Genomic DNA, 15,823 nt, shown 5'->3' with positions numbered 1-15,823 from the left:
TCAATGAGCGACTATAAATTTACTTTGAACTTGCCGGAAACAGAGTTTCCGATGCGCGGTAATTTGGCAAATCGCGAGCCAGAAATGTTAAATAGCTGGACGCAAGACGGACTGTATCAACAGATCCGTGATAGCCGTGCTGGCCGTAAACCTTTCATTCTTCATGATGGCCCTCCATACGCCAATGGCAGCATTCATATTGGTCACTCGGTAAACAAAATCCTTAAAGACATCATTATTAAGTCTAAAACCATGTCAGGTTTTGACGCGCCTTATATTCCAGGCTGGGATTGTCATGGATTACCGATTGAGCTTAAAGTTGAGCAAAAAGTCGGTAAGCCAGGTGTCAAAATTTCTGCGGCAGAGTTTCGTGAAGAATGTCGTAAATATGCCGCTATCCAAGTTGATGGCCAACGTGATGACTTCATTCGTTTAGGTGTATTAGGTGATTGGCAAAACCCTTACCTAACCATGGACTTTTCAACCGAAGCGAATATTGTCCGTTCATTGGCAAAAGTAATTGAAAGCGGTCATTTACACAAAGGTGTTAAACCTGTGCATTGGTGTACCGACTGTGGTTCAGCACTTGCTGAAGCTGAAGTGGAATACGAAGATAAAACATCTCCAGCAATCGATGTCGCTTTTGTAGCGGTTGATAGCCAAGCTGTTGCAGCTAAATTTGGCGTAGAAAATTATGCTAAACCAGTAGCGATGGCAATTTGGACCACGACCCCATGGACGATTCCTGCAAATCGTGCATTAGCGTTAAGCCCTGAGTTAGATTACAGCCTGGTTGAATTTGTTAAGAATGGTGAAACGACTACCTTGATATTAGCTCAAGTTCTGGTTGAGTCATGTCTTGAGCGTTACAGTGCAGAGTCACACACTATTTTAGGTGAAGTAAAAGGCGCAGAACTTGAGTTAATGCGTTTTAATCACCCATTTTATGCGTTTGACGTGCCTGCTATTTTAGCCGATCACGTTACTACTGACGCAGGTACCGGTATTGTACATACAGCACCAGGCCACGGTCAGGACGATTTTATTGTCGGCCAAAAATACGGTTTGGAAGTCGCTAACCCTGTTGGCGACAATGGTGTTTATAAGCCAGACACTGAGTTTTTTGCTGGTCAGCATGTATTTAAAGCCAACGCCAATGTGGTTGCGCTGTTAGAAGAAAAGGGCGCATTACTTCTGCATGTTGCTATACGCCATAGCTATCCACATTGCTGGCGCCACAAAACACCAATTATTTTCCGTGCCACGCCACAATGGTTTATCTCTATGGATAATCATGGTTTGCGTTCACAAGCGTTAAAAGAAATTGAACAAACGAAGTGGATCCCTGATTGGGGCCAAAGCCGTATTGAAAAAATGGTAGAAAATCGTCCAGACTGGTGTATTTCACGTCAGCGTACTTGGGGCGTACCTATTACGTTGTTTGTACATCGTGAAACGGATGAATTACATCCAGACAGTGTTTCATTAATGGAACGTGTAGCGCATCGCATTGAACAACAAGGCATTCAAGCTTGGTGGGATTTAGATGCCAGTGAATTGTTAGGTGATGAGGCAGATCAATACCGCAAAGTGACTGATACATTGGATGTATGGTTTGACTCAGGTTCATCATTCTCATCTGTTGTCGCAGCGCGTCCAGAGTTTCATGGGCATGACATTGACTTGTACCTAGAAGGAAGCGATCAGCATCGTGGTTGGTTTATGTCATCATTGATGATCTCAACCGCTATGAATGGTAAAGCACCTTATAAGCAAGTATTGACGCATGGTTTTACCGTTGATGGTAAAGGCCGCAAGATGTCAAAATCTGTTGGTAACGTGATTGCTCCATTACAAGTAATCAATAAGCTTGGTGCTGACATTTTACGTCTATGGGTTGCCGCAACCGATTATAGTGGCGAAATGACCGTATCTGACGAGATTTTAAATCGTAGTGCTGATGCATATCGTCGTATTCGTAATACTGCCCGTTTCTTGCTTGCTAACTTGAATGGCTTTAACCCAGAAACGGACATGATCGCATCTGAAGATATGGTCGCGTTAGATCGTTGGGTTGTTCGCCGTGCAGCAGTACTGCAACAAGAAATCATCGAAGCGTATGATCAATACAACTTCCATTTAGTGACTCAAAAACTGATGCAGTTCTGTTCTGTAGAGCTAGGCAGCTTCTATCTTGATATTATTAAAGATCGCCAGTACACCGCTAAGCAAGAAGGGCATGCACGTCGTAGCTGTCAATCTGCGCTTTATCATATTGCCGAGGCAATGGTTCGGTGGATGACGCCAATTTTAAGCTTTACCGCTGATGAAGTGTGGCAATTGTTACCAGGTAAACGTGAAAAGTATGTGTTTACCCAAGAATGGTATCAAGGCTTAGAAGCCGTCACTCTTGAAAGTGATTTAAGCGATGATTATTGGGAGAAACTATTAACTGTCCGTAACGAAGTTAACAAAGTACTCGAACAAGCGCGTCGTGATAAACGTATTGGTGGTTCATTAGAAGCTGAAGTGACATTGTTCGCCGATGCTGATTTAGCTGCTGAGTTAGCTAAAGTGGGTGATGAGTTACGATTTATTCTTATTACCTCTAAAGCAGCCGTGGCGGATATGTCACAAGCGGGTAGCGATGCCATCGAAACCGAATTAAGTTCGCTTAAACTAGTGGTTGCCAAAAGTAGCGCCGAGAAGTGTGAGCGTTGCTGGCACTATCGTGAAGAGGTTGGCACTATTGAAGCTCACCCAACATTGTGTCAACGCTGTGTGACCAATATTGAAGGTGAAGGCGAGAAACGCGAATTCGCTTAAGGAAACATTGATAATGAGTACTGTGCCATTAACATGGAAAGACAGTGGCTTACGTTGGTATTGGGTAGCTGCATTGGTGTTTTTAGCCGATCAGCTGTCTAAACAATGGGTCCTGAGCAATTTTGAATTGTATGAGTCTATACAGCTTTTGCCGTTTTTTAACTTCACTTACGTGCGAAACTACGGTGCAGCGTTCAGTTTTTTAAGTGAAGCAGGAGGTTGGCAACGTTGGTTGTTTACCATTATTGCGGTTGGTTTTAGTACCTTGTTAACAATATGGTTGCGTAAACAATCTTATTCGTTATGGCGCAGTAATTTAGCCTTTACCTTAGTTATTGGCGGCGCATTAGGTAATTTGGTTGATCGTTTAATGCATGGTTTTGTAATTGATTTTGTCGATTTTTACTGGAATACCAGCCATTACCCTGCATTTAATATTGCCGATGCAGGCATCTTTATTGGTGCGGTACTGATCATTTGGGAATCATTTAGACCCGACGCAAAGCCATCGAAGGAGCAAGATTAACTGTGACAGATTTAAATAAGCAAGACAGTCATTCATTAATATGTCATATGAATATTGTACTGGAAGACGGGTCCACAGCCGACAGTACAAAATCATCTGGCAAACCTTCACGTTTAAATATTGGTGACGGTAGTCTAAGTCCGGCTTTTGAAGACGAACTAAAAGACTTGAAAGAAGGTGATAAGCACACATTTACCTTAGCGGCAAAAGACGCTTTTGGTGAGTCAAACCCTGATGCGATTCACTATATGGACCGAAGTCGATTTCCTGCAGATATGAAGCTTGAAGACGGTGTTATTGTGAGTTTTGCGGGTCCTGGTGGCAGTGAAATACCGGGTATCGTTCGCGATACTGCTGGTGATTCAATTACCGTCGATTTAAACCATCCACTCGCAGGACGCACGCTTACGTTTGAACTTGAAGTTATTAGTGTCATAACTGAGTAAAAAAGGTATCACATGCTAAAAGTTGATCCGACGTCTCCAGAACTGAGTATTTTATTGGCCAACCCTCGTGGTTTTTGTGCCGGTGTTGACCGTGCTATCAGTATTGTTGAGCGTGCTTTAGAGTTATTTGAACCGCCAATCTATGTACGCCATGAAGTGGTACATAACCGATATGTGGTTGAAAACCTAAAACAGCGTGGTGCTCTTTTTATTGATGAACTTGACCAAGTACCAGACAACAGTATTGTTATTTTTAGTGCACACGGCGTATCACAAGCTGTGCGTAAAGAAGCTAAACATCGTGGTTTAAAAGTCTTCGATGCGACATGCCCGTTAGTGACAAAAGTACATTTACAAGTGACTCGTGCAAGTCGTAAAGGTATTGAGTGCATTTTGATTGGTCATGAAGGCCATCCAGAAGTTGAAGGCACCATGGGACAATATGATAATCCTAAAGGTGGTGTTTATCTTATTGAGTCTCCAGAGGATGTTAATAATCTTCAGGTCAATAACCCAGACAACTTATGCTTTGTCACTCAAACAACACTTTCTGTTGATGACACCTTAGATATTATTACTGCATTGCAAAAGCGCTTTCCTTCAATTGAGGGGCCGCGTAAGGATGATATTTGCTACGCGACGCAAAATCGACAAGATGCTGTACGTAGTATGTCTTCCGAAGTCGATTTATTGATTGTTGTCGGTTCTAAAAATAGCTCTAACTCAAATCGATTACGTGAGCTGGCTGAAAAAACAGGTACGCAATCTTATCTCGTTGATACCGCTGCTGACGTTGAGGCTGTGTGGTTTGATGGTGTGAAAAAAGTGGCTGTAACCGCTGGAGCTTCAGCGCCTGAGGTGTTAGTGCAACAAGTTGTTAACGCTATAGCTAAACTTGCTCCAAGTATTATTACTGAAGTTGAAGGCCGTAAAGAAGACACTGTATTTGCAGTTCCAGCTGAATTACGTTAGTAATTTCAATCATCTATAAATATTAACCCGCAACTTAATTTAAGTTGCGGGTTTTTTGTGCTTACAAAGTAAACCGAGTATAATACGGATAAAATATGTTGTTCTATTAATCATACAAAATTGATACTATCTGATTACATTTAAGTCAGCTATTATCTATGCTGAATGTTTAGACTGGTTAAATAGTTGTGCTGTATAAAATATCGATATTCAAGAGTGAAAATATCTACTTTTGATCTTATCTGGAGGTTTTACGTTCATGTCATGCAAAAGGAATGGATTTTCCTTAATTGAAGTAATGGTATCACTGGTTATTCTGGTGATAGGCCTTATTGGGATTTTTAATCTTCATATTATTTCAAAACAGGGCAGTTTTGAGTCTTTTCAGCAAACTCAAGCGTCATATTTTGCCAATGATATAATAAATCGTATGCGCCTGAACGTAAGTGAATTAAGCAATTATGGATCGTCCTCCGGTACTCACTATAGTGGAGAATCATTAACAAAACCCACAGAATGCTCTGGAGTTTATCGCTGTTCTAATACTGAATTGAGGGCGTGGGATTTATATGAGTGGCAGAGTGCTTTTATTGGCGATTCTGAAGTTGATAGTGATGGCAGTATTGGAGGTTTGCCTTCGCCAACAGCATGTGTGTATGTTAATTCAAATGATGTTGTAATAGTGATGACGTGGAAGAGTGTCCGTAAATTTAATGGTGCCAATGAGAATTATTCTGATGAAGTAAAGTCATGCGATTCCTCTGGTGCAACGCGAAGAGTTTTTGAAATTAAAACGGCAATTTTTTAATGAGACATATGATGAATCACATTTCTATAAAGCATCGTGGAATGTCTTTAGTTGAATTAATGATAGCCATGCTTGTTGGGTTATTTTTAACCGCGGGTATCTTCACTATGTTTAATATGTCGTCAAGCAATGTGACAACTACCGGTCAATTCAATCAGCTACAAGAGAATGGGCGTATAGCTCTGGCTATTATGGAAAGAGATATCAGCCAGCTGGGATTTTTTGCTGATATAACTGGCACAGAACTTATTGTGAATGTTAATTCTAGTAACTCAGCGACAGTTTTAACATCGGACTGTGTTGGTGAGGGGGTTAATAATGCAACTTTTCCTCAAAATGTCCCTGCTCATTTTCGAAGGCTATGGGGAAATGAATATACTAATGCGTTAACTATGGTGTGTGGTGCGCCTCTCACTCCAGACAGCAAAACGGACATTATACAAGTGAAGAGGCTTGTTGGACCTTCCGTGTTAGCCGCTCAGTTAGATGCTAACAGTTATTATGCTTCAGTTACTGCTAACGAAATTGAATTCTTTAATGGCAGTGTAGCTACACCGCCAGTAAAATTAAATAGTCGTATGTGGAAATATCAACATAGAGTCTATTTTGTGGAAACTGATTCAGGTATCCCTGTATTAAAACGCCGTAGTCTTAATATTTCAGGTGGCATGTCAAACGAAGAGCAACTTGTTGAGGGTATAGAGAATATCCACTTTTTATATGGTTTTGATAATGATGGCGACTCGACACCAGATACCTTTATACCCGCGAAAAATGTGTCAACTTTTATGTGGGACAATCAAGGTTTTCAACGTCTAGTTGCTTTAAGAATGTACGTATTGGTTCGATCTATTCAGATTGATCGTAGTTATGAAAATGATGTGACCTACACATTAGGTGATAAAGAAATATCGGGTTCGGTCAATCCAAATAAGAGTAACGACACTGATTATAAACATTATCGACGAAAGGTGCTGTCCACAACGGTGGTGTTAGAGAATCCTGTATTGATTAGAAATTAATGTAAGGTTGTCAAACCAAATTTAGGTGTGAAAATGATCAAGACGTATAAATATCAACAAGGAATAGTGCTGTTTTTTTCTCTAATCGTTTTAGTATTAATGACGATAATCGGTGTTGCTTTGGCGGTTAGTTCTACACAGTCCTTAAGAATGTCTGGTGCTGGTAGTGATAGGTTAGCTGCTACATCGCTTGCTCTGGGTGGACTCAATACTGTTATTTCAAAAAGTGTGGTGTATCAATTTAGTACCACTACTGATCCAAAGAGAACTGTGGCGGAATTGAGCGGTAGCCAAGATATTACGCTTATGCCTCTAGATAATCCAGGTATCAATGTAAGTTGTCAAAGAACTGAAAAGGCTAATGCTGCAAATTTAATTAACTGTCGAAGAGTCGAAATTTCTAGCACAGTTAATTACGGACGAGGTGGTTACGGAGAGCTGTCTGTGACAATGGGTGTTGAGCAAGAAGTGCTCAAGGAGAATTAAAATGTTCAGTAAGTATCCGATTTTTATTATGTTATTTTCTGTATTGGGCTTTGTAGCTAATGCCGTTGCAGATGATACCGAATTATATGTTTTAGAGTCATCTGTGCGTAGTGATGATAATCCACAGATTCTTATTATTTTAGATACTTCAGGTAGTATGGACAAAAATGGCGGCGATATGCTTTCCCCTCCATTTCTTACCCAACCTACACCTTCTACTAGCACCAAATTATATTATTCCACAAGTGTCGATGAAGTTCCGATCTCAGGAAGCCAGAACTACTTTACATATAGCAAAAATAATTGTAATTCGTCGTTAAGTATTATCAAGTCTTTCGGCATCTATACTGGTTATTTTAGACAATACCAAGATGGGAAATGGATAGCGTTACCAATCTCTGATGGTAGCGGGATTTCTGCTGTTGATTGTTATGAGGACATAGCCGTATCTGATAATAAAAATGCCAGTGGTAAAAGTAATGGTTATCCTGTTGATGGTTTAAGTAGTGCTTATAGCAATGATTCAAATGCTTTAAGTAATGCTAGATTAACTGATTTTGGTTTAGGACAACCTATTACTTTATTTACCGAAAATTATATTAATTGGTACCATAATAGGCCTTCAAATAGCTGGACTACCCGTATGGCTGTCGCTAAACGAGTGCTGAGTGAAGTTATCGTGAATACACCGGGTGTTGATTTAGGTTTGATGATTTTTAATGTAAATTCAAACGGTTATGATCGACATGGTGGTCGTGTTATTTCGAGTATCAAAACAGGGAATATAACTAATAAAAATAGTTTACTTAATACTGTAAACAATACTAATTCAATTCAGAATAACTCTACACCGTTGTGTGAAACGTTATATGAAGCGGCTCAGTATTTACATGCAAAAAGTGTAGTCAATGGCCACAAAACTAGTGGTTCTTCAACTAATCCTAGTTATGACACCAATGCAGAGTCTCCTTCTGGAACCTATAAAAGTCCATTTATAGGCAAAGAATGTGGCTCTAATGCATCTATTATTTTAATTACAGATGGTGCTCCACAGTATGATACCCATGAAAATGGCAATATAAAAACTTTGTTAGGCTTACCATCTAATACAAATGACGAAAATGTTCCTGGATCCCAGTACGTTACAGCTTATAATTACGATAAACATTATAGTTTATTACCTTCAGTCGCGAATTGGTTAGCTAATAATGACGTTAATCCATATGCTCCTGGTGTACAAACAGTTAAAACATATACCATTGGTTTTAGTGAGGGAGTCAATAACGCAACAACATTATTGAATGCAACTGCAACTCAAGGTCAAGGGAAAGCATACTACGCGACCGATACCACAGGGTTACAAGCTTCATTGATTAGCGCCATAGAAGCAATTAGCTTGGATAGCTCAAGTTTTTCTTCGCCGTCTGTCGTTCTTGATAAAACTCAAACTGGTAACTCTGCCTATTTTGCTATGTTTTTACCTGGTGAAGGTCCTAGGTGGACCGGTAATCTTAAAAAATTTAAAGTGAGTTCAACAGGTGATATTTTAGATAAACGTGATGTAAAAGCCTTCTCTAGCGATGGTCGAATCGCTAAAGATGCATGCTCTTTGTGGGTAACTGACTCAGATTGCGCCAACGCAAGTTATGAAGGTTACGATGTTAATGACGGTGGCGTTGCTGCCGCATTACGATCTAATTATCGAAACTCTGCAGGATTAGCGACAAGAAATGTTCTTACAAACACGGGTAATTCAGGTCAACTTGTAGCATTGACTAAGACTAATGCTCAAATTAAAGGCAGTTTAACAGAGCAACAGTTAGCAACATTTTTAAATGTCGATAAAGATAGTATAGAAAGCACTTTAAATTGGGCTAAGGGGCAGAACGTCGATAATGAAAAATATGATTTAGATACAGCCCCCTATCTTAGACAAGATATATTAGGTGACCCGCTTCATTCAAGACCTCTGGTCATAAATTATGGCACAACCGCTTCACCTGATATAAGAATTATTATGGGAACCAACCATGGCTTTGTTCATATGTTTAAAGACACTGAGTCAGAGGTTAATGGTGAAAGTGTCAGTGCTGTATCTGAATCATGGGCTTTTATTCCTCATGAATTATTACCTAATATTAAAAGCTTAAGAGATAATCCTAAAACAGGTGTTCATTCTGTTTATGGTATGGATGGTTCTCCAGTTCCTTATTTTGAATATGATGCAGATGGTAAAATCAATAAAGCTTGGGTATTTATGGGGATGCGAAGAGGAGGCAGTTCATATTATGCCTTAGATGTAACAGATAAAGATGCAGCCCCAACGTTACTGTGGATTAAGAATAACAGTGACTATTCGTTATTAGGGCAGTCTTGGTCTGAGCCAGTAGTGACGAAGATATCAGGTTGGAAAGATTCTAAAGGTAAGGCAAAACCTGTTCTAGTTGTGGGTGCGGGATATAACCCCAATACAAAAGATGGTGCCAGTGTTGGTACTAATGACACAACAGGTGCTGGTATTTATATCTTGGATGCTGCAACAGGAGCTAAACTGCATAGCTTTGGCGGTTCGGGAGCTGATACATCTATGCCTGGCATTGTTGATAGTATTCCGAGCAAAGTGGCAGTATTAGATAGTAACAATGATCAATTAACCGATCGCATTTACGCAACAGATACTGGTGCTAATGTGTGGCGTTTAGATTTACCGGGGTTACCGACAGACACCCAAAACCCATGGAGTGCGTATCATTTTGCGAGCATGGGAGGAGGGGATCTTGCATCTGATATTCGTTTCTATTCTGAGCCAGTAATAGCTCAAACAGCTTTTAGTAATGTAGCTGAACATACTTATACAGATATAAACAATAATAGTGTCACTTCAAAACAATACCAAAGCATCCCTTACGATGCAGTTGTTGTAGGGAGTGGACATAGAGCGAATCCTTTGAATAAAAGTAGAAATGATAAGTTTTTTGTATTCCAAGATAGGAATATTATTTCTAAATCTTATAGCTCTGCTGCTGGGAATACTGTTCCAGATACATTAACTATTTCAGATTTATATGATGTAACTACGGAGTCCCCAACCGAAGAAACAGCATTAATCACATTTGGCCTAAAGCGAGGTTGGTATTATCGTTTCGCAGATGCTGGTGAAAAATCTTTATCCGCCGCAACAATTGTGCAGGGAAAAGTATTTTTTACATCCTATGTGCCTCAGACCGGAGCAACTGAAAATGCATGTTTAGTTCCAGGTGAAGGACGTCTTCGCGGCCGAGATCTCCATAAAGGAGGGAAAGTTTACAGCAACTCACAAGACTATTTTAAAATGAGCGAACAGGTTCCTGATACTCCAACCTTAGTAATTCCTAAAAATGGTGATGATAGTAGCTATATGTATTTAATCGGAATTGGCGATGCCGCAAATGATATGATCAAAAAAGATCTTTTGGGTGATGATGGCTGTGCTGCTGGCGATAACAAATGTGTCGGTGGTGGCTTAGGCGTTAATCAGATCTATTATCATATGAAAGAGAATTAAAAATGAAAGTAACAATCACTAAAGCATACTCTGGTTTTACCTTAATAGAGGTAATGATTACCGTCGTCATTGTAGGGATTTTAGCTTCTATTGCATATCCCTCGTATACTAAATTTGTTGCGAAGGGAGCTAGGGCTGATGCGCTAGCTGGTTTGATGAATGTGGCCAACAGGCAAGAACAATATTATTTAGATCATAAAACGTTCACTAAAAATATGAAAAAACTTGGTTTTTCTGTTGATGGTGATGGTAATTTTGTTGTCGAGAATGGATTTTATAAAATAGATGCAACTGTAGCTAATGCTAATAGATATACTATAGAGGCTAAAGCTATTGGTGTCCAAGCTACTCGAGATACAGAGTGTGCATCAATAGAGATAACTTCAGATGGGGTGAAAACACCAAGTGACTGCTGGTAAAGTTAGTTGTTTTTTACCGCTATGAATTGCAATTTACATCAGTGTTGATGGCTGCTATTTTCCCCGATGGGCTGATGCTAATGCCTTTAGAGTATTCACTATTTTTCTTAGACGGACAATAGTGAATACTTATTGAGCTTGTGCTACTTAGCATTCCATCCATACCAAACGTTATTAGTGTAGACGATGCTTTAATAAAATCTTTAGAGTTAAAACCTTGTATCCTCTTTAACACTTCAGTTCCATTGTCGGCAGTTTTATCTCCATTATCATCAATGAAAATAATGTAGCCATTATTCCAACTCCCCGAACAACTACTCCCATTTCCTGGACAAACAGATACTTTTCTACCAAAATTAACAGCTTGGCTTCTTGCGAATGCCATAGAACTTTCGATATTTCCGATTGCAGAAGCCGCGCGGGTATTATTGTATAACGAAGTAAACGAAGGCGCAGCGACAGCCAACAAAATTGCCGAAACGGCTACCGTTACCATCAACTCAATAAGAGTAAATCCGCTAGTTCTTCTCATGATTCATCCTTGTTGCACATAGTCATTATTAGTGGAATAAGCCTGATTTTCCGATGTTTTAGTTAAATAATACCATGTTTTTTGTTGTTTAATTGTTTTCAGCCTAAACCAATTCACTTTCAACATTCATCGTTTGTTCTTGAAAATAAAGATGGCATAGATCAGTAAAGCATCAAATAGCCATAGCCAATATGACTTTACTCCACAGTCGTGTCTAATCATATATTTTTGTTTATGACATGCTACAACGCTTGCTCTGAGGAACCACGCGTGAAGACTGTTTTCTGACAGTTATTCACAGAAAACGTTCAGGAAAATATCAACTTTTCATACCGGATAAGCAACGGACAAAAATAGTAGAGCATAAATTATTATTAATAATAAGCGATGAAAAGGTCTGTATAAAGTCATTTGACAATATATTTTTTATAGAAGGGCTATTATGGTATTGGTTCCACTAGTGCGGATTTATTCGTCTACAATTAGGTAAATAAGACGTTACCTTTTTTTACATGTTACCTTTTTCTTTGAAAAGCGTACTCTGCCAGATTGATTAATTATTACTGCTTTCGAGTAAGGGCTATCAATTGAATTAGGGCAGTACCTAAAAGTGCCGTTGGTTCCTGACGCGAGACCATCAGGTTGGAATCTTACTGATGTTCTATTGTAATAAACAAAGTCATTCTCATTAAAAGAAGGTACTTGAAGTAAAATTATATCATCTACAGATAATTCATTTTTTTGTGAACCATCAAGGAAAACTGTAAATCCTTTATGCCATTGCTTGGTGCAATTGTTATCTTCGAGATTACAAACCGTCACTCTTCTTCCGTAATTGATCGCCATATTACGAGCAAACTGCAATGATTGCTGAATTGTTATGATATTGCTTTTTACTCTGACTTGCTCATTAACTGATTTGAATGATGGAATTGCAATAAGTGACATTAACATTACAACGAGTGTCGTCACGATAACTTCAATAAGACCAAAGCCTTTAACTCGGTTAAAATTTGTCATACTTGTTCATCCTTAAACGTCGTTAGCTGCGTCCTGCAGTAAGATTAAATTAGTATAGAAAACAACCAGCAGCTTTGCCGAGAAATATCTTTTCGTAAATACGTAAAATAGCCGCGACAATTAGCTTCGCTTTCAAGTAAGATATTTGGATGATGTTAGCAAGCATATAAATTGCAATGAGGACATGTGCTTAATCAACTTCAGTATGGAATTATAAATGGTTATTAAATAGCTCCTGCTTGCTGTAGTGGATTGACTTGCAATAGGCACCATATTGACGTGCAAATGTGACTTGTTAGTAAAACAAATGGCAAATTCGATATTGCAGATTTGAAATAAACCATTTTCTTATCGATTTATCCCATCTCTTATCCCGAGTTGAGGTTAATCAAAAACTTAGCCGATGACAGGAGTATTTAATGAAAAAAGTCGAAGCGATTATTAAACCGTTTAAACTTGATGACGTGCGTGAGGCACTTGCTGAAATTGGCATTACGGGTATGACGGTATCAGAGGTTAAAGGCTTTGGGCGTCAGAAAGGCCACACAGAGCTTTATCGTGGTGCAGAATATATGGTTGATTTTTTACCTAAGGTAAAAATTGAATTAGTGATCCAAGATGACATTCTGGAACGTGCGATTGATGTTATCGTTGATATAGCCAGAACAGGTAAAATTGGTGACGGTAAAATATTTGTAACTGATATCGAACGCGTGATTCGTATTCGCACTGGCGAAGAAAATGAAGAAGCAGTATAAGGCCCATAAGGGCCTTTTTTTATAACTGTAAATATTGTGTGATTATGTTGTTGGTATAAGGTAATTCCGAGGTAGTGTATGGTGCAACGAATTGTTATCGTGGGTGGTGGGGCTGCAGGGCTAGCATTGGCTTCAAAATTGGGCCGGAAATTTGGTAAAAATCCGTTAATCGACATTAGTTTGATTGATAAAAATACCGTCCACATATGGAAACCTAAATTACATGAAGTCGCTGTTGGTGTAATTGATCAATCAATCGAAGGCCTACAATATCGAGATCACGGATTAAAGAATGGTTACCGTTATATTCGAGGTGCCATTGAGCAATGCGATCCGACGACTAAGAAAATTCAACTTGCTCCTGTGTATAACGATGAAGGCGAGATGATCATTGCCGCGCGTAATATTGAATACGATACTCTTGTTCTAGCCTTAGGGGGCGTATCAAATAGCTTTAATACACCAGGAGCCGAAAAACACTGTATTTTTTTAGACAGTCTAGACAGTGCTAATCTGTTTCATCATAAGCTGATGGATGCACTGTTACAGCTTAATGAAACCCAAGATCAATTAGGTATCGGCATTGTTGGTGCGGGTGCTACAGGTGTCGAGCTTGCCGCTGAGCTCCATCATGTTATTGAATCAGTAAGAGAGTACGGTTATCAAAACATCTCTAAAGATCATTTAGATATAAATTTAATAGAAGCATCCCCAAAAATACTCCCTCAATTGCCAGAGCAAGTCAGTACCAGAGCGCAAACTGTACTGTCAAAATTAGGGGTTAAATTGCATTTAGGTGTGCAGGTTAAAGAAGTAACCAAAGAAGGCTTTGTTACTGCGACAGGGGAGACGATAAAAGCCAATATCAAAGTGTGGGCGGCAGGTGTTAAAGGTCCCAAAGTATTTGAAAATTTCACTCAACTTCCCGTCACTCCACGTAATCAAATTGATGTAGATGATTGCATGCGTGTAAAAGGCATTGATGATATTTATGCTTTAGGCGACTGTGCTCAATTAATCTTACCATCAGGTAAGCCGGTACCACCAAGAGCCCAAGCAGCGGCTCAAATGGCAGATCGTCTCTATGCCAATATTTGTTTGAAGATGAAACAGCAGCCAGAAAAGCCTTTCGTTTATAAAGACTATGGATCACTAGTATCACTGAGTCGTTTTTCGGCGGTTGGGAACTTAATGGGAAGCCTCCGCTCAGGAGATTTTTTTGTTGAAGGACACATTGCTCGTTTGATGTACATCTCTCTGTATCAGCGTCATTTAGCCAGCTTGTATGGCTGGTTCTCAGCTTCTGTATATCGTATTGCCCAAAAGCTACTGCGCTGGCAACGCCCTAAGCTCAAGTTACACTAGGCGAGTAATCACATAGAGAGTTGAGCTACTATCAATATAAACGAATAAGCTTTGTTAAACACAAAGCCTATTTTGCACAAGAATTGGCCATTTGACGTTTATTGACGCAATTTAACTTAAATCTACTTGAATTTAAGATTTAACTTGGTAGTTTCAGTTATTAATTATTTGTTAACACAACGTATGACAATGATGTTGTACTTATACCATAAAAGATAATCAGTGCTTCAAGGAGCCAAGATGCCTAACCAGATTACATTATTAGAACAAACCAAGCATGGTGATTTAAAACTGACTCCAAGTGATTTTTCTCACGTGGCGGAGCAGCACATTGTGCCGGTTACCTTGCATGAAATTAACCGTGCTGCCACTGAGTATCCAATCGTATTTGTTAAAAACAGTGACACTAACGAATTTCAATCAGTTGCGATGTTAGGCCTAAAACCAGGTCAAAATCTAAGTGTGAAAGATGGTAAGTGGCAAGGTTTGTATATTCCAGCTGTTGTTCGTGACTATCCCCTTGGTTTAGTGGTTAATCCAGACGTTAAAGATAAAGTATGGATTGGTATACGCGAAGATGCCAAAGAAGTGACTAAAACAGACGGCCAAGCATTATTTGAAGATGGTAAAGAAACTCCATTTTTAGAAGCGCGTAAGCAAGCTTTGATTAGCCACTATGAACAAGATCAAGCTACTCGCGGTATTTTAGGGTTTCTAGATGAAAAAGGGCTGTTGATTAATCAGACTCTCACTGTTGATGTAGCGGGTGAGAAGCGTAATATCAATGGTTTATACCTTATTGATGAAGCTAAATTAAATGCACTAAGCGACGAAGAGTTTATCGAGCTTAAAAAGCGCGGTCTACTAGGCCCAATTTATGGTCATTTGGGTTCTTTAAACCAAGTTAATCGTTTAGCCCGTGTTGAAGTACTCGGTAGATAGTCTTCGGGCTTCCCCAAACAAAACAGGCACTCAATTGAGTGCCTGTTTTGTTTAGGGAAGTTAAATTCAATAAATACAATATCTGAATTAAGATGTTTAGATTTGACTAAATAGCAGATGCAAAAAAGCCACTCATTGAGTGGCTTTTTTGTTTTTA

The 15,823-nt window shown here is 39.3% G+C and carries 14 protein-coding genes; 12 read left to right on the top strand and 2 right to left on the bottom strand.

The genetic code is table 11. The annotated features are described in order from the left end of the window. Positions 1–3 precede the first annotated feature (3 nt). The 9 genes from ileS (at position 4) to GUY17_RS15435 (ending at position 11,049) form a co-directional block, all read left to right on the top strand. Positions 4–2,826, top strand: a complete 2,823-nt coding sequence (ileS, locus tag GUY17_RS15475) for an isoleucine--tRNA ligase (RefSeq protein WP_101086380.1) — start codon at positions 4–6, stop codon at positions 2,824–2,826. 22 nt (positions 2,827–2,848) lie between these two features. Continuing rightward, on the top strand, positions 2,849–3,352 hold the full coding sequence (gene lspA, locus GUY17_RS15470) for a signal peptidase II (protein ID WP_041413659.1): 504 nt from the start codon (positions 2,849–2,851) through the stop codon (positions 3,350–3,352). A 2-nt stretch (positions 3,353–3,354) separates the two neighbouring features. Further along, on the top strand, positions 3,355–3,798 hold the full coding sequence (gene fkpB, locus GUY17_RS15465) for an FKBP-type peptidyl-prolyl cis-trans isomerase (protein ID WP_162023671.1): 444 nt from the start codon (positions 3,355–3,357) through the stop codon (positions 3,796–3,798). Positions 3,799–3,840: 42 nt separating this feature from the next. Further along, positions 3,841–4,770: a 4-hydroxy-3-methylbut-2-enyl diphosphate reductase gene (gene ispH, locus GUY17_RS15460; RefSeq protein ID WP_174839684.1), complete on the top strand. Its 930-nt coding sequence runs from the start codon at positions 3,841–3,843 to the stop codon at positions 4,768–4,770. A gap of 259 nt (positions 4,771–5,029) precedes the next feature. Beyond that, the gene (gene pilV, locus GUY17_RS15455; RefSeq protein WP_162023669.1) at positions 5,030–5,578 is read left to right on the top strand and encodes a type IV pilus modification protein PilV; all 549 of its coding nucleotides are present in this window, start codon (positions 5,030–5,032) and stop codon (positions 5,576–5,578) included. Further along, a complete protein-coding gene (locus GUY17_RS15450) occupies positions 5,578–6,600 on the top strand; it encodes a PilW family protein (RefSeq protein WP_162023668.1) in 1,023 nt (340 codons plus the stop codon). The genes pilV and GUY17_RS15450 overlap by 1 nt, the downstream gene beginning before the upstream one ends. A gap of 33 nt (positions 6,601–6,633) precedes the next feature. Further along, entirely contained in the window at positions 6,634–7,086 is a 453-nt protein-coding gene (locus tag GUY17_RS15445) for a PilX N-terminal domain-containing pilus assembly protein (RefSeq protein WP_162023667.1), read from the top strand. A gap of 1 nt (position 7,087) precedes the next feature. After that, a complete protein-coding gene (locus GUY17_RS15440) occupies positions 7,088–10,630 on the top strand; it encodes a pilus assembly protein (protein ID WP_162023666.1) in 3,543 nt (1,180 codons plus the stop codon). A 2-nt stretch (positions 10,631–10,632) separates the two neighbouring features. After that, complete coding sequence (locus GUY17_RS15435) at positions 10,633–11,049, top strand: type IV pilin protein (RefSeq protein ID WP_162023665.1); 417 nt, start codon at positions 10,633–10,635, stop codon at positions 11,047–11,049. Positions 11,050–11,068: 19 nt separating this feature from the next. Here the strand turns inward: GUY17_RS15435 and GUY17_RS15430 are convergent, their stop codons facing one another. Beyond that, positions 11,069–11,581: a GspH/FimT family pseudopilin gene (locus GUY17_RS15430; RefSeq protein WP_011638329.1), complete on the bottom strand. Its 513-nt coding sequence runs from the start codon at positions 11,579–11,581 to the stop codon at positions 11,069–11,071. Positions 11,582–12,079: 498 nt separating this feature from the next. Next, entirely contained in the window at positions 12,080–12,601 is a 522-nt protein-coding gene (locus tag GUY17_RS15425; protein WP_162023664.1) for a GspH/FimT family pseudopilin, read from the bottom strand. Between the two features lie 419 nt (positions 12,602–13,020). Here GUY17_RS15425 and glnB point away from each other — a divergent pair, with 419 nt between their 5' ends. The 3 genes from glnB (at position 13,021) to GUY17_RS15410 (ending at position 15,666) form a co-directional block, all read left to right on the top strand. Then, positions 13,021–13,359: a nitrogen regulatory protein P-II gene (gene glnB / locus GUY17_RS15420; protein WP_101086390.1), complete on the top strand. Its 339-nt coding sequence runs from the start codon at positions 13,021–13,023 to the stop codon at positions 13,357–13,359. A gap of 78 nt (positions 13,360–13,437) precedes the next feature. After that, entirely contained in the window at positions 13,438–14,724 is a 1,287-nt protein-coding gene (locus tag GUY17_RS15415) for an NAD(P)/FAD-dependent oxidoreductase (RefSeq protein ID WP_101086391.1), read from the top strand. A 240-nt stretch (positions 14,725–14,964) separates the two neighbouring features. Next, complete coding sequence (locus GUY17_RS15410) at positions 14,965–15,666, top strand: SapC family protein (protein ID WP_011638325.1); 702 nt, start codon at positions 14,965–14,967, stop codon at positions 15,664–15,666. Positions 15,667–15,823: the final 157 nt, after the last annotated feature.

Source organism: Shewanella sp. Arc9-LZ (genome assembly GCF_010092445.1).
In the GTDB taxonomy this organism is placed as follows: Bacteria; Pseudomonadota; Gammaproteobacteria; order Enterobacterales; family Shewanellaceae; genus Shewanella.
This window is presented reverse-complemented; position numbering and strand designations above follow the sequence as displayed.

Coding starts and splice junctions, on each gene's coding strand:
- GUY17_RS15450 (WP_162023668.1), top strand. CDS start 5,578: ATGAGACATATGATGAATCACATTTCTATAAAGCATCGTGGAATGTCT.
- GUY17_RS15425 (WP_162023664.1), bottom strand. CDS start 12,601: ATGACAAATTTTAACCGAGTTAAAGGCTTTGGTCTTATTGAAGTTATC.
- GUY17_RS15445 (WP_162023667.1), top strand. CDS start 6,634: ATGATCAAGACGTATAAATATCAACAAGGAATAGTGCTGTTTTTTTCT.
- GUY17_RS15435 (WP_162023665.1), top strand. CDS start 10,633: ATGAAAGTAACAATCACTAAAGCATACTCTGGTTTTACCTTAATAGAG.
- GUY17_RS15410 (WP_011638325.1), top strand. CDS start 14,965: ATGCCTAACCAGATTACATTATTAGAACAAACCAAGCATGGTGATTTA.
- GUY17_RS15440 (WP_162023666.1), top strand. CDS start 7,088: ATGTTCAGTAAGTATCCGATTTTTATTATGTTATTTTCTGTATTGGGC.
- pilV (WP_162023669.1), top strand. CDS start 5,030: ATGTCATGCAAAAGGAATGGATTTTCCTTAATTGAAGTAATGGTATCA.
- GUY17_RS15415 (WP_101086391.1), top strand. CDS start 13,438: ATGGTGCAACGAATTGTTATCGTGGGTGGTGGGGCTGCAGGGCTAGCA.
- GUY17_RS15430 (WP_011638329.1), bottom strand. CDS start 11,581: ATGAGAAGAACTAGCGGATTTACTCTTATTGAGTTGATGGTAACGGTA.
- ileS (WP_101086380.1), top strand. CDS start 4: ATGAGCGACTATAAATTTACTTTGAACTTGCCGGAAACAGAGTTTCCG.
- glnB (WP_101086390.1), top strand. CDS start 13,021: ATGAAAAAAGTCGAAGCGATTATTAAACCGTTTAAACTTGATGACGTG.